21 protein-coding genes are annotated in these 20,994 nt (G+C 32.0%); 7 read left to right on the top strand and 14 right to left on the bottom strand.

Annotated elements, in window-relative coordinates; all coding sequences use genetic code 11:
• Positions 1-2: 2 nt before the first annotated feature.
• Positions 3-1,421: a trypsin-like peptidase domain-containing protein gene (locus ASC44_RS05115; protein ID WP_055446543.1), complete on the bottom strand. Its 1,419-nt coding sequence runs from the start codon at positions 1,419-1,421 to the stop codon at positions 3-5.
• 170 nt (positions 1,422-1,591) lie between these two features.
• Here ASC44_RS05115 and dapF point away from each other — a divergent pair, with 170 nt between their 5' ends.
• From dapF to ASC44_RS05090, 5 genes are all read left to right on the top strand, one after another.
• The gene (gene dapF / locus ASC44_RS05110) at positions 1,592-2,371 is read left to right on the top strand and encodes a diaminopimelate epimerase (RefSeq protein ID WP_055446542.1); all 780 of its coding nucleotides are present in this window, start codon (positions 1,592-1,594) and stop codon (positions 2,369-2,371) included.
• On the top strand, positions 2,365-2,895 hold the full coding sequence (locus ASC44_RS05105) for a GNAT family N-acetyltransferase (RefSeq protein ID WP_055446541.1): 531 nt from the start codon (positions 2,365-2,367) through the stop codon (positions 2,893-2,895). The genes dapF and ASC44_RS05105 overlap by 7 nt, the downstream gene beginning before the upstream one ends.
• On the top strand, positions 2,885-3,928 hold the full coding sequence (mltG, locus tag ASC44_RS05100) for an endolytic transglycosylase MltG (protein WP_055446540.1): 1,044 nt from the start codon (positions 2,885-2,887) through the stop codon (positions 3,926-3,928). Before ASC44_RS05105 ends, mltG begins: the two co-directional genes overlap by 11 nt.
• 2 nt (positions 3,929-3,930) lie before the next feature.
• On the top strand, positions 3,931-4,836 hold the full coding sequence (locus tag ASC44_RS05095) for a DUF2279 domain-containing protein (RefSeq protein WP_055446539.1): 906 nt from the start codon (positions 3,931-3,933) through the stop codon (positions 4,834-4,836).
• A 109-nt stretch (positions 4,837-4,945) separates the two neighbouring features.
• Positions 4,946-5,620 (top strand): hypothetical protein, encoded by a 675-nt coding sequence (locus tag ASC44_RS05090; protein ID WP_055446572.1) that lies wholly within the window; start codon positions 4,946-4,948, stop codon positions 5,618-5,620.
• 14 nt (positions 5,621-5,634) lie between these two features.
• On the opposite strand, the gene ASC44_RS05085 is transcribed toward ASC44_RS05090, so the two are convergent.
• The 3 genes from ASC44_RS05085 to dnaA all read right to left on the bottom strand — a co-directional run bounded on the left by ASC44_RS05085 (position 5,635) and on the right by dnaA (position 8,331).
• Positions 5,635-6,351 (bottom strand): SAM-dependent methyltransferase, encoded by a 717-nt coding sequence (locus ASC44_RS05085; RefSeq protein WP_055446538.1) that lies wholly within the window; start codon positions 6,349-6,351, stop codon positions 5,635-5,637.
• An 81-nt stretch (positions 6,352-6,432) separates the two neighbouring features.
• Positions 6,433-6,888: a low molecular weight protein-tyrosine-phosphatase gene (locus tag ASC44_RS05080; RefSeq protein ID WP_055446537.1), complete on the bottom strand. Its 456-nt coding sequence runs from the start codon at positions 6,886-6,888 to the stop codon at positions 6,433-6,435.
• Positions 6,889-6,903: 15 nt separating this feature from the next.
• On the bottom strand, positions 6,904-8,331 hold the full coding sequence (dnaA, locus tag ASC44_RS05075) for a chromosomal replication initiator protein DnaA (protein ID WP_055446536.1): 1,428 nt from the start codon (positions 8,329-8,331) through the stop codon (positions 6,904-6,906).
• A 189-nt stretch (positions 8,332-8,520) separates the two neighbouring features.
• On the opposite strand from dnaA, the gene ASC44_RS05070 reads away from it, so the two are divergent.
• On the top strand, positions 8,521-8,919 hold the full coding sequence (locus ASC44_RS05070) for an acyl-CoA thioesterase (protein WP_055446535.1): 399 nt from the start codon (positions 8,521-8,523) through the stop codon (positions 8,917-8,919).
• 54 nt (positions 8,920-8,973) lie between these two features.
• Here ASC44_RS05070 and ASC44_RS05065 read toward each other — a convergent pair whose 3' ends face one another.
• The 10 genes from ASC44_RS05065 to ASC44_RS05020 all read right to left on the bottom strand — a co-directional run bounded on the left by ASC44_RS05065 (position 8,974) and on the right by ASC44_RS05020 (position 20,331).
• Positions 8,974-9,600: an IMPACT family protein gene (locus ASC44_RS05065; RefSeq protein ID WP_055446534.1), complete on the bottom strand. Its 627-nt coding sequence runs from the start codon at positions 9,598-9,600 to the stop codon at positions 8,974-8,976.
• A complete protein-coding gene (locus ASC44_RS05060; protein ID WP_055446533.1) occupies positions 9,600-10,463 on the bottom strand; it encodes an EamA family transporter in 864 nt (287 codons plus the stop codon). The genes ASC44_RS05065 and ASC44_RS05060 overlap by 1 nt, the downstream gene beginning before the upstream one ends.
• A complete protein-coding gene (locus ASC44_RS05055; protein WP_055446532.1) occupies positions 10,460-11,071 on the bottom strand; it encodes an HAD family hydrolase in 612 nt (203 codons plus the stop codon). Before ASC44_RS05055 ends, ASC44_RS05060 begins: the two co-directional genes overlap by 4 nt.
• 51 nt (positions 11,072-11,122) lie before the next feature.
• A complete protein-coding gene (locus ASC44_RS18470) occupies positions 11,123-14,638 on the bottom strand; it encodes an HET-C-related protein (protein WP_083476241.1) in 3,516 nt (1,171 codons plus the stop codon).
• A gap of 3 nt (positions 14,639-14,641) precedes the next feature.
• Positions 14,642-15,331, bottom strand: coding sequence for a DUF7738 domain-containing protein (locus ASC44_RS05045; protein ID WP_152973272.1), 690 nt, complete (start codon positions 15,329-15,331; stop codon positions 14,642-14,644).
• Between the two features lie 413 nt (positions 15,332-15,744).
• Positions 15,745-17,559: a type VI secretion system Vgr family protein gene (locus ASC44_RS05040; protein ID WP_055446530.1), complete on the bottom strand. Its 1,815-nt coding sequence runs from the start codon at positions 17,557-17,559 to the stop codon at positions 15,745-15,747.
• An 11-nt stretch (positions 17,560-17,570) separates the two neighbouring features.
• Positions 17,571-17,975 (bottom strand): hypothetical protein, encoded by a 405-nt coding sequence (locus ASC44_RS05035; RefSeq protein ID WP_055446529.1) that lies wholly within the window; start codon positions 17,973-17,975, stop codon positions 17,571-17,573.
• The gene (locus tag ASC44_RS05030; protein WP_055446528.1) at positions 17,975-18,631 is read right to left on the bottom strand and encodes a hypothetical protein; all 657 of its coding nucleotides are present in this window, start codon (positions 18,629-18,631) and stop codon (positions 17,975-17,977) included. Before ASC44_RS05030 ends, ASC44_RS05035 begins: the two co-directional genes overlap by 1 nt.
• A 249-nt stretch (positions 18,632-18,880) precedes the next feature.
• A complete protein-coding gene (gene ribD, locus ASC44_RS05025; RefSeq protein ID WP_055446527.1) occupies positions 18,881-19,852 on the bottom strand; it encodes a bifunctional diaminohydroxyphosphoribosylaminopyrimidine deaminase/5-amino-6-(5-phosphoribosylamino)uracil reductase RibD in 972 nt (323 codons plus the stop codon).
• Between the two features lie 23 nt (positions 19,853-19,875).
• Positions 19,876-20,331, bottom strand: a complete 456-nt coding sequence (locus ASC44_RS05020; RefSeq protein ID WP_055446526.1) for an LEA type 2 family protein — start codon at positions 20,329-20,331, stop codon at positions 19,876-19,878.
• A 74-nt stretch (positions 20,332-20,405) separates the two neighbouring features.
• Here ASC44_RS05020 and ASC44_RS05015 point away from each other — a divergent pair, with 74 nt between their 5' ends.
• A complete protein-coding gene (locus ASC44_RS05015) occupies positions 20,406-20,897 on the top strand; it encodes a GNAT family N-acetyltransferase (RefSeq protein ID WP_055446525.1) in 492 nt (163 codons plus the stop codon).
• Positions 20,898-20,994: the final 97 nt, after the last annotated feature.

The raw sequence follows: 20,994 nt of genomic DNA, 5'->3' as shown, positions 1-20,994 counted from the left end.
TTTTACCTGAAAGAATGACGTTCTATTTGTCCTTTGTCTTTCATTATTTGAACAGTAAATAGTTGTCTTTTATCTAAATTAGCAATAACCGTTTTTACCTCTTCTATAGAATTTACTTTAACATTATTTATAGAGAGTATAATATCTCCTTCTCCAATACCATTAGCAATCCAATATTTCGAGTAGTATTGGTCACTAGTCAATCGTTCTAGTTTAACACCATTTTCGGCACTTAACCTTTTTAAATCTTTAGGTTTAGCATCTTTAAGAACACCGATGATAGGCACTGTTAAAGTGTTGTTTTTTAATAAAGTAACTTCTGTTTCCTTTTGTACGTTATCTCGTAAATAGAAAATAGTTATAGTATCGTTAGGACGTTTAGTATCGATGTAACCTCTTAAATCTGAAAGCTTCTTAATTTCAATATTGTCAATTTTTTTAATAATATCTCCGCTTTTTAAACCTGCTGCGGCTGCTCCAGAATCATCAATCACGTCGTCTACATAAAAACCTTCTGTTTCTCCAACACCTAATTTTTCGGCAGAATAACTATTTAAAGAGCCTCCTCTAACACCTAAAATACCATTTTGAACATTACCAAACTCCATAATATCTTGTACTACTTTTTTAGCAATGTTACTTGGTACAGCAAAAGAGTAACCAATATAAGATCCGGTTTGAGAGGTAATAGCAGTGTTTATACCAATAAGCTCTCCGTTTGTGTTTACTAATGCTCCACCAGAATTCCCTGGGTTTACAGCGGCATCAGTTTGTATAAACGATTGGTGGTTGTCACCAGATAAATCTCTAGATTTTGCACTAATAATTCCAGCAGTTACTGTAGACGTTAAATTAAACGGATTACCAACAGCTAAAACCCATTCTCCAATTTTTGCAGTATCACTGTCACCAAAAGTGGCGTAAGGTAAAATGTCATCGGTTTCAATTTTTAATAAGGCAATATCTGTTTTTGGATCTGTACCAATTATAATCGCTTTTAATGTTCTATTGTCATTAAGTGTAACACTCAACTCTTCAGAGGAATCAATCACATGGTTATTTGTTATAATATAACCATCAGGCGAGATAATAACACCACTTCCTGTACCCAATTGTTTACGTTGTTGAACATTACCACGCATTAAATCACGCATAGAAGGTTGAGACGTATTAAGTGTAATGTTTTTTACGTGTACTACAGCATCTAATGTTTTCTCTGCAGCAGTTGTAAAATCGATACCTTCAATAGCACCTAAATTAGTATTGGTAGTCTTATAACTTACTGGTTGAAAAACAGGTTGAGTTATTTGTTCTGCTTGCACAATTGCTTGTTCTTCTTTTTCAAGAAAGGTTTTGTATGTTCCTAGGGTAATTGCACCTCCCAAAACAGAAACGAAAACCAGCGTTGCTAATTTTTTCATATATAATTGTTTTTTAATTCCTGTAACTACAGAAATATAATTTAGTTTAGAATTACTGTTATAACTATAAAGTTAATTTTTTTATTGCTAGGTAAAATCAACTTTAACGAGAGATTAACAACGCAAATAAATTTTCAATACACTATATTTGTCGTAGTAAAATACACTTAATGACACATACTTTTTATAAATACCAAGGCACAGGAAACGACTTCGTTTTTGTTGATAATCGTCAAGAGCTATTCAATAAAGATAACACCAAATTAATTGCACATTTGTGCGATAGACGTTTTGGAGTTGGAGCAGATGGCCTAATCTTGTTAGAAAACGATGCTACTTCAGACTTTAAAATGGTTTATTTTAATGCAGATGGAAACGAAAGTACCATGTGTGGAAATGGTGGGCGTTGTATTGTCGCTTTCGCGGAAATGCTAAACATATTTAAAAGTGAGACAACATTTAGTGCTATTGATGGTTTGCATGAAGCAACTATAGAAAACGGATTTGTAAAATTGAAAATGCAAGATGTAGATACTATCGCTCTTTTCGATAGCCATGCTTTTTTAAACACAGGTTCTCCACATCATGTCGCTTTAGTAAAAAATATTAAGGATTTTGATGTTAAAACTGAAGGCTCTAAAATACGATATGGTGCTCCTTATAATCAAGAAGGAACAAATGTTAATTTCGTGGAGCAAATAAATGCAGAAACATTTGCGGTTAGAACCTACGAAAGAGGAGTGGAAGACGAAACTTTATCTTGTGGAACAGGAGTTACGGCAGTAGCTTTAGCAATGCATAACACAGGAAAAACCAATACTCAAGAAATTGCTTTAAATGTAGAGGGCGGAAAATTAAAAGTGTCTTTCGAGAAAACAGCAAACGGTTATAAAAACATTTGGCTTCAAGGTCCTGCAACTTTAGTTTTTAAAGGTGAAATGGAATGGTAACATTAAAAGGTGAACATATTTATTTACGTGCTTTAGAACCTGAAGACTTGGAGTTTATTCATACTATTGAAAACGACGAAACCATTTGGGAACTAAGTAGTACTGTTACACCTTATTCTAAATTTTTAATTAAAGAATATCTAGAGCATTCGCACAAAGATATCTATGAGGTTAAACAATTGCGTTTGATAATTTCAGATTATAACGATAATGCCATTGGACTAATAGATGTTTTCGATTTCGATGTTAAAAATCGTCGTGCCGGAATTGGTATTTTAATTCATAATACTAAAGATCGAGTTAAAGGCCATGGTAAAGAAGCACTAGCTTTGCTTTCTAATTACTGCTTTACACATTTAGATTTACATCAATTATACTGTAATATTTCTGAAACCAACGAAGCAAGTATTAAGTTATTTGAAAATCAAGGTTTCAATAAAATAGGACTAAAAAAAGACTGGAATTTCCAGAACGGAAAATATACTAACGAATACTTATATCAACTTATTAATAATGTACATTAAAAAAATTCTTGGAGCAATCGCTATTATAGGTATAGCAGTTGCAGCTTACTTCGCTTACTTTATTTATGGAGCAATGTTAAAACCTAACACTGCTTTTAATAATAACGAAGCTTATATTTATGTGCCAACCAATGCAAAGTATGCTGAGGTTAGAGAACAATTAGAACCTTTATTAAAAGACATTGATAAATTTGATGCTCTTGCAGAGCAGAAGAAGTATGTTACAAATATAAAGGCTGGTCGTTTTGTTATAAAAAAAGACATGAGTAATAATGATATTATTAACTCGATAAGAAGTAACAACGTACCATTAAAAATAGCGTTTAATAATCAAGAAAGATTAGAAGACTTAGCAGGTAGAGTTGCATTTCAAATTGAAGCAGATAGTCTGTCTCTAATTAATGCAATGCGAGATCAAGCGTTTTTAAACAAAAATGGCTTCAATAATGAATCTGCATTATCTATGTATATTCCTAATAGTTATGAAATCTATTGGAATACGTCTGCAGAAGGTTTTAGAGATAAAATGCTAAAAGAATACCAACGTTTTTGGAATACTTCTAGAAATGAAAAAAGAAAAGCGCTTAACTTATCTATTAATGAAGTAATGTCTATTGCTGCTATAGTTCATAAAGAAACAGCCAAAGTAGATGAGCGTCCAAGAGTAGCTGGTGTGTACTTAAACAGAATAAGAAAAGGCATGCCTTTACAAGCAGATCCTACGGTAATTTACGCCGTTAAAAAGGAGTCTGGAGATTTTGATCAAGTTATAAAACGTGTGTTATATAAAGATTTAGAAATAGACTCTAAGTACAATACTTATAAATATAGAGAGATTCCGCCAGGACCAATTTTTATGCCAGATGTATCTGCAATAGATGCCGTTTTAAATTCAGAAAAGCATAGTTATATCTATTTTGTTGCTAACGTAAAAAACTTTGGTTATCATAAATTCGCAAAAACATTATCGCAGCATAATGCTAATAAACAAGAGTATGTGCGTTGGATTAATAAACAAGGCGTTAATAGATAATATTGAAGCGTCTTCTACTATATCTGTTTTTATTTAATGTATCACTGTCTGTTTTTGCACAGCATACTAACTTCTTTAAACCTAGCGATACTTTAAATACCAAAAGAAGAAATGCTGTAGTTATTTCTGAAGCTGCTATTGGAGGTTTAACACTTTTAGGTTTAAATCAACTTTGGTACGCAGATTACGAGCGTTCAAAATTTCATACCATAGATGATAATAGCGAGTGGCTTCAAATGGATAAATTTGGGCATGTTTTCTCTTCTTATCAATTGGGTAAGTTTGGTGCTCAAACTTTAAATTGGAGTGGCGTAAGCAAAAAAGATCAACTGTTGTATGGTGCAACTCTAGGTTTTACTTTTCTTACAGCTGTAGAGGTATTAGATGGTTTTTCTAGTGAATGGGGATTTAGTTGGGGAGATTTTACAGCTAATACAGCAGGAGCAGGTTTGTATATTGGTCAAGAATTACTTTGGGAAGAACAACGTATTGTGATGAAGTATTCTTTTCACCGTACTAAATATGCATCGCAAAGACCAGATAAGCTAGGTAATGGTTTGTTAGAAGAAGCGTTAAAAGATTATAATGGTCAAACCTACTGGCTTTCAGCTAATATGCATTCCTTTTTTAAAGACAGTAAAATACCAAAATGGTTAAATATGGCCGTTGGCTATGGAGGAGAAGGTATGTTATCTGGTAATGAGGGACTTATTGTTAATAATGCGTTGGTAAAACAAAACAGGCGTCGTCAATTCTATTTAAGTTTAGATGTAGATTTAACTAGGATAAAAACCGACTCTGAGGTGTTAAAGTCAATTTTTAGCGTTTTTAACAGTATAAAGGTGCCATTTCCAACTTTAGAATTGACCGGTAAAAGTGGCGTGAAGTTCCACTCTGTCTACTTCTAAACGTGGTTAATCGATTGATTTTCAGAGTTGAATAAAATGTTGTACATTTGCACTCGAAATTTTAGGCATGCTATTTGTTTAATAGCTGTTTTTAAGAAATCAAATGATTATGAATAAAAAAAATATTGCAAAGTTAGTTCCCTTAGTGCTTACAATATGTGTTTTAATTGTAGTATCCCTATCATTAAAATCGAATAACAAAGATTATACTTTGTTAGAAGATAAAACTATTGAAGTTCAGCAAGTGGACAATGCTACTGTTTCAGGAAAAACAGTAAGTGTATCTTCTATAGGATACAAAAATGCTTTTTCTCCAGAATTAGGTAAATCTTTTACTGGTTTTAAAGAAGAACTAGGTTTTAAAGAATCTCAAAACAATTATTTTAGAGTGAATACTTTAGGGTATTTAGGAAAATACCAATTTGGTAGAAGTACTTTAGAGCTCATTGGTATTAATGACACGAAACACTTTTTAAATACACCAGAATTACAAGAAAAAGCATTTGTAGCAAATGCAGAACGTAATAAATGGGTATTAAGAAGAGATATTAAACGTTTTGTTGGTAAAAGTATAAATGGTATTGAAGTTACCGAATCTGGAATATTAGCAGCTGCACATCTTGCTGGTCCAGGAGGAGTGAAAAAGTATTTAAGAAGTTACGGTTCTAATGGTTTTGAAGATGCTTATGGTACTTCTATTAGAAACTACATGAAACGTTTTCAAGGTTATGATACGTCAAGAATTATAGCAAATAAAAAAGCTAAAGTCTCTATTAACGCATAGTTAAGAGGTTTAAATTAGCTTTTATGAATAATAAATAACGTTGGTCTTTTATGAAGGTCGACGTTTTTTCTTTTCCAGTCGTTTGCAGACATTGTTTTTATGTATTCTGAAGGCAATGTAATATCGCAAGCCACACAAATGTCTGTATTACCGTTTAAAGTATTACACAAATCTTCTAAAAACTTATTGTTTCTATAAGGTGTTTCAATAAATAATTGAGATTGATTATGCTCAAACGATAAACGCTCTAAACGTTTAATCTCTTGTTTACGTTCACTTTTATCTATTGGTAAATAACCGTTAAAAGCAAAGCTTTGTCCATTCATTCCAGAGCTCATCATGGCCATTAATATAGACGAAGGTCCTACTAATGGAACGACCTTGATATCAAATTGATGAGCCAATTTAACGATATCTGCACCTGGATCTGCAACACCTGGGCAACCAGCTTCAGAAAGTAAACCTACATTTAATCCTTTTTTACATGGCTCTAAATAGGTTGGTAGGTCGCTAAAATCTGTAAACTTATTTAAAGGAAATAGTGTTAAGCTAGATTGTTGTTTGCTTGGGCATATTTTCTTAATATCACGTCTAGCAGTCTTTTCGTTTTCAACAATAAAAATATCTATTTGCTCGATGGCGTTCTTTACTGTTAGCGGTAAAACGTTTAAAGGATCTGTGTCTCCTAAAGTTGTAGGTATAAGATAGAGTTTTCCGTAAGTGTCGTTCATTTTAGTAAGTAATAATAGATTGCCTTTTTTTACAAATAAGATTTCTAATGAATAAGTCTATATAAAAATAGCGTTATTTATTTAGCATTGAGTTTTTTTTGAGATACAATCGCATGCTTCATCTAGCATCTTGTAAACATCATCAAATCCAGAATCACCGCCATAATATGGGTCGGGAACTTCGAGATTTTTATTTGGATGGCTTTCGTTTAAAATAAGTTTTACTTTAGCAATGTCTTCTACATTACGCGCCATTTTTATTACATTTTCGAAGTTAGATTTGTCCATTACGTATATATAATCATACGTTTCGAAATCTTCAACTATAAATTGTTTACCAAGTTGATTAGTAATATCTAGATTGTTTTTTCTCGCAACAGCTATAGAGCGTTTATCTGGTAAGCTACCTATGTGATAATTACTTGTTCCAGCAGAATCTACCTCGAAAAAATTAGAATCTAATTTTGAATCTAAAATACCATGAGCTAGTGGTGAGCGACAGATGTTTCCGAGGCAAACCATTAAAATTCTAATCATAATTTAGTGTTTTTTTTAGACCGACAGCTTTTTTGTCAAATCTTCAACGTACTTTCTAAACTGCTTATCTGTAGAAGATAAGTTGTCAACCGTTTTACAAGCATGTAATACAGTAGCATGATCACGCTTTCCAATTTGAGAACCAATACTTGCTAAAGATGCTTTCGTTAATTTCTTAGCAAAAAACATAGCTAACTGTCTGGCTTGAACAATGTGACGTTTTCTAGTTTTAGATTGAAGCGTATCTACATCCATTTGGAAATAATCTGACACTACTTTTTGTATATAATCTATAGAAACTTCACGTTTTGTATTCTTTACAAACTTTTCTACTACTTGTTTAGCTAACTCAATATTAATCTCTTTTTTATTAAAAGACGATTGTGCTATTAGAGAGATAATTGCACCTTCAAGTTCACGAATATTAGATTTAATATGCTTTGCAACATATTCTATAATATCATCAGGCATTTCCACACCATCACGATATAATTTGTTTTTTAATATAGAAACACGCGTTTCAAAATCTGGAGTTTGAAGCTCTGCACTTAATCCCCATTTAAAACGAGAAAGTAAACGTTGCTCTATATCTTGCATATCTACAGGCGCTTTGTCACTTGTTAAAATAACTTGCTTCCCGTTTTGATGTAAATGATTGAAGATATGGAAGAATACATCTTGTGTTCCAGACTTTCCAGATAAGAATTGTACATCATCAATAACTAAAACATCTATTAACTGGTAGAAATGAATAAAATCGTTTCTATTATTCTTTTTAACAGAGTCTATATATTGTTGTGTAAATTTTTCAGCAGAAATATATAAAACTGTTTTTTCAGGATATTTATCTTTTATATCAACACCAATAGCGTGTGCTAAATGTGTTTTTCCTAGTCCAACACCACCAAATATTAATAATGGATTAAAAGACGTTCCACCTGGCTTTGCTGAAACAGCTAAACCTGCACTACGTGCTAAACGGTTAGAATCACCTTCTAAAAAGTTATCAAAATTATAGTTAGGATTAAGTTGAGATTCAATTTTTACATTACGAATTCCAGGAATAACAAATGGATTACGTAATTCTCGATCTCTATTTTTTAATGGTACATCAACATCTTGAGATTTTACAGCAGATCTGTTTGAACTTGGAATTCTTTCTGTAAAAGGTTGTTTGTTACCATAAGTGTTTTCCATTTTAATAATGTAAACAAGTTTGGCACTTTCTCCTAATTCTTTTGTGAGTGCAACTTTTAAAATTTTAACATAATGTTCTTCAAGCCATTCGTAAAAGAATTTACTGGGTACTTGAACACTTAAAGCATTATCTGAAAGCTTCACTGCCATGATCGGTTCGAACCAAGTTTTATATGCTTGAGGTTGAATATTGTCTTTTATAAAATTAAGACAGTTATTCCATACCGATTGCGCAGTTATACTCATTGTTAAAATTATGTGTTTTTAGTTAGTTATTTACAGACGCAATATTGGGGCTTTTACCATCTGTATTGTGCGTGGCAAATATGTGAACAAAAAACTTAAAAAAAAATGATTTGCTATTGAATTATTAGTTTTTTTTCCTCATACTAACAGCTCAAACGAAACTACAAAAAATAATTAACAATTATAGAGATGAAGTCAGATAAAATTGATATTAGAGTACGCTACGCAGAAACAGATCAAATGGGTGTTGTTCATCATGGAAACTATGCATTATATCTAGAAATAGCACGTATTGAGTGGTTGCGAAAATTAGGTATTTCGTATAAGAAAATGGAGGAATCTGGTGTTGGTCTTCCTGTCGTGTCATTAAGTGTAAAATATAAGAAACCAATAAGATATGATGACGTAATTACGGTTAAAACTATGCTTACAAAAGCGCCTTCTATTAGGCTTGAATTTGACACCGAAATATTGAATGATTTTGGAGAAATTCTTTCAACCGCAAATGTGGTTTTAGTATTTTTAGATTTAAAGACAAACAAGCCATCGCGACCACCAAAATATTTTTTAGACGTGTTAACAAAATAGATTCTTAAAAAAAAATAATATCAAAATTATTAGATTTGAGTTTATTCCTATATTTTAAGTTTCAATCTTTTTAATGGACACCTTATAGATAGAGTCAAAAATTTCAAAAAGAGTAGAGGCATCTTTTTTTCTAACCGAAATAGTAATCTCGCAATCCAATTCTAATTTTTGATTGGTAATATTTAAGTTTTTCTCCTTAATTACTCGCATCACTTTATTCATTAATTCGTATTCGAATTTTATTAGATAATCGATGTTAATAGTACGTGTTTTTATTTTTGAAGCTTCTAAGGCTAATTGCGCACCTGTTTTATAAGCATTAATTAAGCCACCAACACCTAATTTTACGCCTCCAAAGTAACGCACCACAACTATTAATATATTAGTAACATCAAACGATTGTATTTGACCGTAAATTGGCAATCCTGCGCTATTATTAGGTTCTCCATCGTCATTTGCCCTATAGATTATAGTATTCTCTTCTTTGCCAATTTGGTATGCATAACAAAAATGTCCTGCCTTTTGATGTTGTTTTTTTAGATCTTCAAGATAATCTTTTACATTATCTTCATTTATTATAGGAAAAGCGTAGCTATAAAACTTAGAGTTTTTATCCTTAAATAGCACTTCTTCCGAAGGTTTTAAAATAGTTCTATAAGTATCTTTAGTGCTTTCTTCCATTATGCCAAAGTAACTAATACTATCGAAAGTATTGCAATTGCAATACCAGACCAATTTTTAATGCTTAATTTTTCTTTAAAAAAGGCAAGTCCAATTAGTGTGGAAAGCATAACTATAGCAACATTATTTATTGTGAAAATACTTGAACTCTCAAAACTATCGACTTGTAGTGCTTTTAACAACATATATATGGAGTAGTAATTTACGATACCTAATATAACACCTCCAAAAATACTTTTTAAATCCAATTTAAATTTTCCTTTTATCGCTTCCGCGGAAATAATAATGATACCAATTATACCAGCAATAGCGAAGATAGTAGCAGAAAAAATTGGAATTCCATTGTCTGATACGTATGTTGTTTCGATGTATTTTATGGTGGTGTCGATAGTTCCTGAACCAAAGAAAAGTAAAATAGGAAGCCATAAATTCTTAAAGCTTACTTTGCCTGTTTTCGCTTTTATAGAAGTTAAATAGACAGCAAAAAGAGCTAATAATATACCTACGGTTTTTACAATACTTAAACTTTCGTTATAAGCATACAAACCAAAAACTATTGGAATTACAACACTCATTTTACTCGCAACAGAAGCAACAGATAATCCATTACGTTGTGCCGTTAATGCCATAACATTAAATATTGCAATAAATAGAAAGCCTAGAAATAGGGCACCGTAAAACCAGTCTTCATTAATAATTTCGTTAACAGTTATAGTCTCTGTAGAACTTAATATACCAGTTGTAAAAGCGGTGAAATAGTTAAATACAATAGCTTGAAGAGTATTGATTTTATATTTTCCAAAAAGTGTAAAAATTACAAATATAAGAGTAGAAGCTAGGATGCTTAATAATAGGTAAATCAAAAAAGATCACTTTTAATGGTGAATAAGTCTATAATGTCTTCAGTTTTTGGATTGTTATTCCAAACGTTAATACCTAATTTAGCTGCAGCCTCTGTGTTTTCTAATGTGTCGTCTATAAAAAGACATTCGTTAGCTTTTAAATTGTTTTCATTTAAAACAAACTCAAAAATATCTGCATTTGGTTTTCTTAGCATAATTTCATGAGACAAATAGAAGGTATTAAACGCGGCTTTAAAGTCTTCGTAAAATGAAATGTGTTTTTTCACACATTCTATATGTAACTCGTTTGTATTACTTAAAAGTATAAGATTGTATTTTTTATCCTTTGCTAATTGTTCTATAAACGCTAAACGTTTTGGTGGGAAATCACAGATTATAAAATTCCAAGCTTCAATTATGTCTTTTTTAGAAAGCTTAGGAAAATTTTCATGATAGAATTCAATAAACTCATCTGTAGACAGCAAACCTTGTTCGTAAAGTGCGTTTATAGCTATTAAATCTTCAGAAAATTCTTCCATTTCAAATAGCTCTAAAGCATTTGTCATGGCTCCTTCTTTGTCAAGATTAATAAATACGTCTCCGAAATCGAATATTATTGTTTTTATCATTTAAGCGAATATTGAATATTCTTGCAAATATCACACTATATAATATATTAATTAATCTAAAAAAGGTCTTTTTTTAAGCGTTAAAGATAATTTTGGAGTAATAGGATATGGTACTTTAATATCGTAGCCAGTGTATATTACTTTTGTTCCAGGATCTATTGATGGATTTAATTCCAATAATTCCTTTAAAGAGGTCTTCCCTTCACTTCTCGAAACAATCGAAGATAACGTGTCATCTCTTTTTACAGTATAATTGTAGACTGGACCATTTAAACGGCACAATATAGGTTCTGGAAATTGGGTGTCCCATGCTGCTTGTACTATTATTAATCGTTTTTCCTGATTTGTTATTAGTTTTTTAATTCGTGTTAGGTTATTTCCAAACGATAAAAAGGCTTCCTGATTACTTTCGTTTGCCTCTTTATAAAGTTTTTCTCTAACTTCATTTATCTTTTTAAAAGCTGGTTTTTTTGCTATTTCCTGTAATTCGTTTATTAGTTCTCTAATTTCCTCATTTACATGAAGCAGCCTATCAATAGTAATGGATGGTTTACTTGCTTTGCAGACTAATTCTCTATTATTTTTAATCCAGGTTTTTACAGTTTCAGATTGCCATGAAGTTTGAGCAGGATGTTTCATTATTTCATTAACTACCTCTTTTAAATTTTCAAAACCACCGTTGTTTTTATTGCCTTGCCACACGTTAAAAACAGCAGTTCCTACTTTTGAGACAGCCTCAATGGCTAATTTTGCTGATAACGTGTGCATTGGGTGATGTGGGTCGTCTTTGGCGACTTGTGTATGGGTTGGGTTTATGCCAATTTTTAAATCCCAGGTTTTTTTATCGGCTTCTTCTTCTAGTCTTTTTATTTCACTTGCTTGGGCTACCTGTAAATCGTTTAGATTAGATGCTACGAGTTGTAAGAAATTATACATTACGCCATAAAACGGTTCTAATAATTTATCTACAGTTGCATCTATTTTATCACCTATCCAATCTGATCCTTCACGAAATTCGTCTCTAGCTTTTCGCGCTCCGCTTTTAAACCATTCTGGTAGTTCCTCAAAGAACTCATGGCCACTATTACTCGCTTCTTGCATTTTTTCGTAAACAGTGTCGCGAGCACTTAAAGTTTCTTTAAATGTTTTTACAGAAACACTATCTGTTTCTTCATCAGTATCTCTTTTATCATTGGTTAAATCTTTCAAAAACTCTAAGAATAAAACTTCTGCAAAGCTTCTAGAGTTTATATTGTCTTTATAGTAAAATGAGCCATCTTCTTCTCGTTTAGCGCGTTCTTTTTGCTTATTGATTTCGTTTTGTGATTTTCTGTTGTCATAATCAAAAGAATGTGCTACTATAGGTAATAAGCTTGCCATAGTATCTATCATTCCAAAAGTGCCAGTTACTAGAGGTATTTTAGTTGTCAGTAAATTTGAGTTAGTAATGCCTACTGTGTCGAGAGCATTAACGACATTATATTTTGAAGAGTTATTATTGACATGCGAACGATAGTTTAAGTCTTTAATGTATTTTAAATAATCTATTTTTCCTGGTACTTTTGTGATCCAAGGAAAAACACCTAATTCACCTTCTTTAATTAATGCGATTTCAGCATAATTACTATGAGCGAAAAAATCTTCTAAGGTATGAAGTGCCGCTCCTAAATTGTCTTTAGGTATTTGGTTTTCAATATTGTGACCTCCGGATATAGCAGCTGCCTTTAGTTTATCTAAAATATAGACATGAGAGTTAACATAACGATTTTTTTTTGGTTCTTCTCCAGGTTTATTATTAGTAGAAATTGCACTACGAATATAGTTTTTCATGCCAAATTCCATATTTAGGTCGTGCAAAGATGGTGACTGTGTGTTTATAATATCTCCTACAAATTCAGGAAGTAGAATGTTGTCGTCATTATTGTTTTCAAAGAAAGCAGGGTTGTCTATGTGCTCTGCAGGTACATAAACACCTAAATTTGCTCTGTCTACAGCTGAAAAATCTTTTTTTAGGGTTGCCAGATGTTGAGCGTAATTAATATTTGTTTTAAATCCCTTTTTTTCTAATGGTGCGTGCACAAATTCCTTAGCAGCAAGCATTTCTAAGATTGTACATATCATTTTTACAGAAACGTCTACAGGGCTAAATGTAGCGGACCATAGAGATGTGCCAAAAAAATTAATGTCATACTTGACTGTTTCACTTTCCGAAAGTGTATTGGACTTTAATTTATTTATATCAAAACGTTTTACAACATCTAAATATGTAGAATCTCCGCTAGCGTCTTCTGCGAAAGCAGCCAATCCATTAGAGAATACACGTATGATTAAAGGATCTAAGCCTTGTGAAAAGTCGCGTTTCCAGTTGCCAAAATAGATTTTAAGTAGGTAGTCTTTGTAATCCTCTTTAATTATTTTTAAATTTTTATTTAATCCACTTTTTTCTAAACTTTTCGATAAACCTTTTAATTCAATGTCACCGTGAGCAAATTCACCTTCTTTGTCTAAAAATCCTGCTTTATAAAACTCGAAAGGACCAAAATTATCGTCACTAGTTCTACGTTCTACATTTACATATTCTTTGATGCTCTTATGGTATGGTTCGAAATCCCAAGTAAGAGTGTGTTGGACACCTTCAATAGTTGCATCAGCATAGTATTGGTCTTTTTGGTCTAAGCTATTTAGTTCAAGCATTTTATAGGAGAAGTAGGCACCTTCGTCTCGTAGAGCGTCTTTTCTCTCCGTTTCAGCATAGTGGTTGCGCAATAAATAATCAATGTAATGCCCATACTCTTCAATTAGTACGACCATAAGTTCACCACTTTGTGCATTCTTTTCTGCAGCATCTCTAATAATTTGTTCTCCTACCCATATTTCTTGCTTAATTTTATTGTTATAAAATAATGCCTTACCTCCATATGGAATGGATGGTTTTACTAATATTGTTGGTTTTGGAATTGTATTATTTTTAGCATCGTTGTATAGCTCCTCATAAGCTTTACTTGGTATGTCTTTACCAAAAACGGCTATTAAATACATTAAAAAACTATTTAATGTGCTACTTTTTGCTAATATGTGTAATTGATCTTGGGCTAAAGTCGTCTCTAAAGTAACCTCTTCACTATCTTCTTCTTCCTCAAAAACAGGAGCAGCCTCTGCTAAAGCAGTTTGGTTAACTATAGCTTCCTTAGCATTGCCCAATAAACGGTTAACTAAAGTGATTTTTGGAAATGGGATTTTATGTTTTGCCATGGTTTGCGTAGGGCTAGGCGAGCTAGTTCCTAATATAACATTAGGTTCTCCTTGTGTTATAACGCCTCCATGGGCAGTAATATCACCTTGGCAAACAACAGGCACTCCATTAAAAAACACATTTGCTGCTCCTTGAGCGATAACATCTGGTGGGCCAATGCACATGCACATATCTCCCATTAAAGCTGCAGGTTTATTGTTAATTAAAATATTAACAGCTCCTGGGCCTATTATAGGGCCTCCAACATGTGGTACAGGTCCACTGCACATTGGGCAAACGTGTAAACTTCCTTGTGTTGCTATTGGTCCAGGCATAACTTATTTTTTTATTTCTTTCAATGTTTGAGCTATAAATTCAAATCCGTTGATTACGTTTGATTCTTTTGGATTAAAATCTCCAGAATACGTTAAATGACCTCCACCATTAGTAGCGTATACTGGTCGTGATAATATATAATGTGAAATTCGTGAGTCTTTATTTGGCGCGCATTCTTTTGGTCTAACAACAAAAGAAAATCTACTGTGTCTTAATTTTGTATGATCTAAATCTGAAAGTGCTAAAAAAGTATTCAATTTCATTTTATAGTAATATGGAACTTTGTGGAATAGTAATATATCAAATGGTGAAATGTGTTTGTCATCATAGTCACGAAGGTTTATATTAAAAACCTCAAGATTCTTTTTGGATGTTGAAAATCTCATTGATATATTAAGATTATTATAGTCGTAATAAAAAGAAGTTTCATCTCCAGATTTAGTAATCTCACCTTGTGGTTCACCAAAAATAGCAGTTATGCTGTCTACACTGTCACCAATAAAAAAAGATTTACCATTATATTTAAATTCGCATGTGTTTATTTCAAAACGGTGGTCTTGTGTGTTAAACTTCATAACTAACTCTTTAAATATTGGTAGTTCGTAGTTTGGAATTATTTTATAAGTGTCTGTATAGTCGTCTATGGTTTCTTTTTCTTGGCTAGTTTTTGTTTTGTCTTTATCGTTACTCATGAGGTCTGATTTTTTTTCATTGTTAAAAAAACTACAAGAGATACATGCTGTAAATAAGTAAGCAATACTCGCGATTTTAAAAAGGGAATTATTTTTATGTATTTTAATCATTTAATATTAATTATTTTTATGAGATTTCATTTAAGCAAAGCGCATTGTCTCTCTATTGGGTTCTGGTATAATTTGTTTTTTATCTCTTCTAAAGTTTCTGTATAAGATTCAAGGCTATTAATAATAGCTTTTTTTTGTTGAAATCTTCGGTGTCCATTAAATGATGTCCGTCTTCAGTTTTATATAGAGTTAGAAATAATAGAAAACAAGTAATGCACTTTATTTTTTATAAGTTGTTTTTGTATACCGTTGTGCTCATGAAAATGAATTTTTTAAAGAAAAATTTCTTTACTATTTTTAAATTAAACAATATCTATTTTACCACTAGCACCTTGAATAACCGTCATCTGTCCTTGTACTTTGGTTTGTTGTCCTTTTACTTCTGCTGCTATTTTACCTTCTGCAGTAAGATTCTGACCAGAGATACTAGCGTCTGTAGCGGCTTCAATAGTTATATTAGCGCTACTGCTAATAGAAGCATCTCCTTCTGCTTGTAAACTGGTTGTTCCTTGTGAAACTATTAAGGTGTCTCCTTCTGAAGCCGTTTTTATATCACCTTGGGCCTCAAATTCAATATTTTCCTCGGTAATCATTTTAATATTTTTAGCTTGAAATTCTATTGTTTCGGCAGCCGTAATGTATAATGATTTTGCTTGCGTGTCAAAGGTTATAATACTGCCTTCGTTATCGTAAATGTTTATTTTTTCTTCACCATCTGTATCGTTTAATTCTATAGTGTGGCCACTTCTTGTGCGTATAGCTTTTACATCGTTTGCACTGCTTTCGAACGCACTGGCTTTACCAGAACCGTTATACAAACTGCCAAGCATGTATGGGTGTTCTGCATTGCCACCTTCGAATCCTATTAAAACTTCTTCTCCAATTTCTGGTAAAAAATGAAACCCTTTATCTCCACCAGCATGTGGTGTTACAATACGGATCCAAGGTGTCATTTCACCAGTAATTCTTTGCCAAGGAAATTGTACACGTATTCTACCTAAGCCATCTGGATCTGTATTTTCCATAACTATAGCGGTTTGAGTTTCACTTCTAGGAAAGGCTTGTATGTTTGTGTTTGGATAAGCGTCAAACTCTGCAGTTATTGCTTCGAAATGATTTTGGTAATCGCCATTTTCGTTATTACTATGCGATACATTAATAACTCTATAGCTTGCACCTTCAATTTTTACAATACTTCCAAGTTTAACTCCTGGGTTGTCACTAACACCTGTAAGTTGCACTTGTTTTATCTCTATAGCTTTTTTTTGAATCTCAATACTAGAGTCTAAACGTTGTTTGGCTCTTGGGTCATTATATAGATTGTGCCATATTTTCGATTCTTTAGCGAATATCGTATTCGCTTTATTAGATACAAAACCAGAGTATCCATTAGCTCCAGCGCTAATGTCTTTAGCATCTTTCTCGTGTGTTTCGTTTAAGAGGTAATCGTTGGCATAGAATTTATAATTATGAGATTGAGGAGAGAGGCTTAAGTGGTATTCTTTTAAATCGAAACCATAAGTTAACTCTAGCTCTTGAATGTCTGGTGTGCCGAAAATTAATTGGGTTCCATTATAATAAAACCATTCGCCATGTTGTGCTGCTAATCTACTAGCATAACTATAGGCACTTTCGTTGTGTTGCACAGAGTAGTGCAGTGTAATATCATTTTTTGGTTGTATTGCTAATTCTAATTTTGAAGTATCGTAACCATTAAATGTTTGTTCTAAAATTTCAGATAATAAAACATCGTTATACGATGCATAATGTGGACCGTCATCGGCTAGGTAGCTAGGGCTTTGTGCACTAATAACAATACTATCTCCTGAGCTAGCTTCATGGCCTTTTATGTTTTTTACTTTTGTAACAATCCCTTTAAATTCTAGTGAGTTGTATCCGTTATAATCATCTAAAGAGGAGGTTTCTAGTGTTATGGTTTCTCCTAAAAAATTTTTGCTAGATTCTCCTAATGCTTGAGATAAATCTTCTAAAACATCCATTCTGCAAACTAATTCTAAAACATGATGGTCGTCGATAGATTGGTAGATTTCAAACATTTTAAAAGTGTTAATCTCGGTACCATTTATAAAAATTGTTGTTTTACTCTGTAATGCCATAATTTTAGTTTTTAAAACTCTGTGAATTTACTATATACACTTAAATCTAACGGAAGCCATTTTTCTTCTTTTTCTTGATACCAAACTGTAACCAGAGAGTCAGTTTTAAAATCCCACGTTACTTCTTTTATAGTAATCGCCTGATTAATTTGTTCTTTAGAAAAATGATTTTTTAAGATAATTCGGAATTCAGTATAGGTAACATTGTTTAAATTAAACTCATTTATTTTTTTTGGTTTAATATAGTTTTCTAGAGCTTTTTCTAGAGTAATCTCTTTTAATAATTCTAAATCTATATCTTGTTTAATCATTATCTCATGTTTTTCAATAGTTGTTATTGATTTATTTGCTTTACTCTCTATCTCATTGTCTTTACAGGATAAAAAGATTATAAAAAGGATAAGTATTTGTTTCATTATTTAAAACTGTTTATTATAAAGGTTGTATTTGGTATCATTTTATTGAGATTAAGTAGAATGAAATCAATATGCCTTTCTCTTAATTCGCTTCCTGCGTTCATTCTGCTTGTGTAATCTAAGTTGAATTTGCTGGAAGCTTTGTATTCATCCGCATGCATTCCTTTTGCTGCATATTTACTATTTCCAATGGCATGTCCAAATTCATGACTTAAAGGAAATTGATAAATATTTGTCCTTTTTTCAGTGTAGATTAAATCTTCGGTGTCAAGATTAATTACTCTAGAATTCCATGAGACACTGCTACTTGAAAAGGTTCCTTTTTTTATCTTTTTTACATTAACATTCCAATGCTCTCCCGTTAGTACCCATTTAATATCGAAGTTTACTTTAAAATTTGAAGTGTTATAATTTTTTGCAATATTGGAAGTTCCTGTACAATTTAAAATAAAATGACTACTCCATTGTTGCCACAATAATCTATCAGCTTGATTATGAAAGGCTTTTTTTTCTGTGTAGGTCCAAGCCGAAGTTTTTGGTAAGTTTTTCCAATCGTATTTCCACTTCTGTTGAATAAAAATAGTGCTATTAGGTATGTCTATTGTAATATCCATTCTGTCGGTTTTACTAGAATATATTGGGCCAGTGTTTATCATGTTATTTAATGAATATACAGTTGAAAGTATTACTTCAATTTTTTTATTAAATGTGTTTTTTGCTTTTATAATTTATATCAGGCTTATCTGTTAAACCTTTGTTTTAAAAGCTTTTATTACTTGTAGTTAGTATGTAATAAGTTAAGGGATATCTTGTAATTTTAATTACAGATGATTAAAGATACTTTTAAAAAGTAAAAAATCATAATACTTATGAATTAATATTATGATTGTTTTTCTTTTTTGAAATTATAGCGCATTGAGATTTCTATAAAATCGTAATGTATCGTCTAATATTTTTTCTTCAGAAGTTAATGATCCAGAAAGTTTTGGAGCTTTCACACCATCATTAAAGTCTAATTTGCCTTTAAAGACTCTAGCTTCATCCCAAAGTCCTTCATCTATAAAAAGTTGAAGTGTTTTAGAGCCACCTTCAATAATAATAGAGTTGATGTTTTGTTGAAATAAGTGGTTGCAAACTTCTTTTAACGTATGCTCTTTAAAAGTTAGTGTTTCGGCATCATTATTAAAAATTGTGTATTCATTAGAAAGTAAACTGTTCCTGTCTAAAACCACACGAATTGGGTGTTCGCCAGTCCAATCTCTAACCGTTAAACTTGGATTGTCTTTAATTACTGTGTTTGTACCAACCAAAATAGCTTGCTCTTCTGCTCGCCATTTATGAACCAACTGTCTTGATAGTTTGTTTGTAATCCAAACCGGTTTTTGTTCATCTTTAAAAGAAGGAGCAATAAAACCATCGTTAGTTTCGGCCCATTTTAATATAATATAAGGACGTTTTTTATTATGAAACGTAAAAAAACGCTTATGGTGTTCTTTGCATTCCTTTTCTAATACGCCAACGGTTATATTACAACCAGAAGCCATTAGTTTTTTTATGCCCTTTCCAGCAACTTGCGGATTATCGTCTACGCAGCCAATAACAACATTTGGTATGTTATGGTGTAATATTAAGTCGCTACAAGGTGGTGTTTTACCATAATGAGAGCAAGGTTCTAGTGTTACATAAATAGTGCTTTTGGCTAAAAGCGATTTATCTGTAACCGAGTTTATGGCGTTAACTTCGGCATGATTACCTCCATGTTTGCTAGTAAAACCTTCTCCAATAATTTTATTTTTATGTACTATTACAGCACCAACCATTGGGTTTGGGCGTGTTGTGCCTAATCCGTTATTCGCAATTTGTATTGCGCGTTGCATGTATGTTTGGTGCGTAGTCAATGCTATAATTTAATCTTTACATCTTCAATTTCATCCACATCGTATTTATGCGAAAAACCAAATACTTTATATTTAATCACACCTTTATATTGCACTTTCATAGACTTGTTAAGCATGCTGCTTAAAAGACCACTTAAATTGTTGAGGTTTAATAATTTTTCGGTAGGAATATTAGCCGATAACGGAATTGAAAATTCCTTTTTTGCAGGAACATCAAATGCTTTAGAAGAAACTGTCGCAACTTCAATGCCATTGGCTGTAATAGTAATTCCTTCGGTTTCTAATTTCCCGCCAACACTATTTGGGTTGTTAAAAAAAGCATCTGCGGTTAGTATTATAAATTCAGAATTTGAGTCTACAACTTCAATGTTTTCAACGCGTAAAAATTCTGGTTTTTCTTTAATAGAACAACTTAAAAAACAAACTGTAATTGTTAATAAGATTATGAGTTTCTTCATCTTGAAATTTTTTAATTTGTTTGGTATTACTGTATCTTCAACCTTTAAATACTGGGTAAAAATACTATAATATCGTGAGTAATAATAATATTGTAATAAGAGAAATTAAAGCGGAAGATAATGCTCAGATTGAAAGCGTTATACGTGCCGTTTTTATTGAGTATAAGCTACCATTAGCTGGTACAGCATACGCAGATAGCGAAACACCTAAAATGTTTGAGTCTTATAGTAAAACAAGAGAAATGTATTACGTGGTTACCGTAGATGGTGTTGTAGAAGGTGGAGGTGGTTTAAAACCTTTAAATGGAATGGAGGACGATGTTTGCGAAATTCAGAAAATGTACTTTTCATCAAACGTTCGTGGAAAAGGCTATGGTAAAAAGATGTTTTTAAAATGTCTAGAAAAAGCGAAGGCTTTAGGTTTTAAACAGTGTTATTTAGAAACAATTCCCGAGTTAAAAGAAGCTATTCATATATATGAAACGAATGGTTTTAAGCATTTAAAGGCGCCTTTGGGAAAAACAGGACATTTTAATTGTGGTATTTGGATGCTAAAAGATTTGTAGTTTAAATATGGAGAAGAAAGTAAAGAGAATAGGTGAGGGAAAATAGAAGAAAGAGAATAGAGCAAAGAGAAACGAGAATAGCGTTGAGAGAATTTTG

It is taken from the genome of Lacinutrix mariniflava (genome assembly GCF_001418015.1).
Lineage (GTDB): Bacteria > Bacteroidota > Bacteroidia > Flavobacteriales > Flavobacteriaceae > Lacinutrix > Lacinutrix mariniflava.
This window is presented reverse-complemented; position numbering and strand designations above follow the sequence as displayed.

Excerpts from the sequence above, each read along its gene's own strand:
- ASC44_RS05115 (WP_055446543.1), bottom strand. The coding sequence starts at position 1,421 with ATGAAAAAATTAGCAACGCTGGTTTTCGTTTCTGTTTTGGGAGGTGCA.
- dapF (WP_055446542.1), top strand. The coding sequence starts at position 1,592 with ATGACACATACTTTTTATAAATACCAAGGCACAGGAAACGACTTCGTT.
- ASC44_RS05105 (WP_055446541.1), top strand. The coding sequence starts at position 2,365 with ATGGTAACATTAAAAGGTGAACATATTTATTTACGTGCTTTAGAACCT.
- mltG (WP_055446540.1), top strand. The coding sequence starts at position 2,885 with ATGTACATTAAAAAAATTCTTGGAGCAATCGCTATTATAGGTATAGCA.
- ASC44_RS05090 (WP_055446572.1), top strand. The coding sequence starts at position 4,946 with ATGAATAAAAAAAATATTGCAAAGTTAGTTCCCTTAGTGCTTACAATA.
- ASC44_RS05085 (WP_055446538.1), bottom strand. The coding sequence starts at position 6,351 with ATGAACGACACTTACGGAAAACTCTATCTTATACCTACAACTTTAGGA.
- ASC44_RS05080 (WP_055446537.1), bottom strand. The coding sequence starts at position 6,888 with ATGATTAGAATTTTAATGGTTTGCCTCGGAAACATCTGTCGCTCACCA.
- dnaA (WP_055446536.1), bottom strand. The coding sequence starts at position 8,331 with ATGAGTATAACTGCGCAATCGGTATGGAATAACTGTCTTAATTTTATA.
- ASC44_RS05070 (WP_055446535.1), top strand. The coding sequence starts at position 8,521 with ATGAAGTCAGATAAAATTGATATTAGAGTACGCTACGCAGAAACAGAT.
- ASC44_RS05065 (WP_055446534.1), bottom strand. The coding sequence starts at position 9,600 with ATGGAAGAAAGCACTAAAGATACTTATAGAACTATTTTAAAACCTTCG.
- ASC44_RS05055 (WP_055446532.1), bottom strand. The coding sequence starts at position 11,071 with ATGATAAAAACAATAATATTCGATTTCGGAGACGTATTTATTAATCTT.
- ASC44_RS18470 (WP_083476241.1), bottom strand. The coding sequence starts at position 14,638 with ATGCCTGGACCAATAGCAACACAAGGAAGTTTACACGTTTGCCCAATG.
- ASC44_RS05045 (WP_152973272.1), bottom strand. The coding sequence starts at position 15,331 with ATGAGTAACGATAAAGACAAAACAAAAACTAGCCAAGAAAAAGAAACC.
- ASC44_RS05040 (WP_055446530.1), bottom strand. The coding sequence starts at position 17,559 with ATGGCATTACAGAGTAAAACAACAATTTTTATAAATGGTACCGAGATT.
- ASC44_RS05035 (WP_055446529.1), bottom strand. The coding sequence starts at position 17,975 with ATGAAACAAATACTTATCCTTTTTATAATCTTTTTATCCTGTAAAGAC.
- ASC44_RS05030 (WP_055446528.1), bottom strand. The coding sequence starts at position 18,631 with ATGATAAACACTGGCCCAATATATTCTAGTAAAACCGACAGAATGGAT.
- ribD (WP_055446527.1), bottom strand. The coding sequence starts at position 19,852 with ATGCAACGCGCAATACAAATTGCGAATAACGGATTAGGCACAACACGC.
- ASC44_RS05020 (WP_055446526.1), bottom strand. The coding sequence starts at position 20,331 with ATGAAGAAACTCATAATCTTATTAACAATTACAGTTTGTTTTTTAAGT.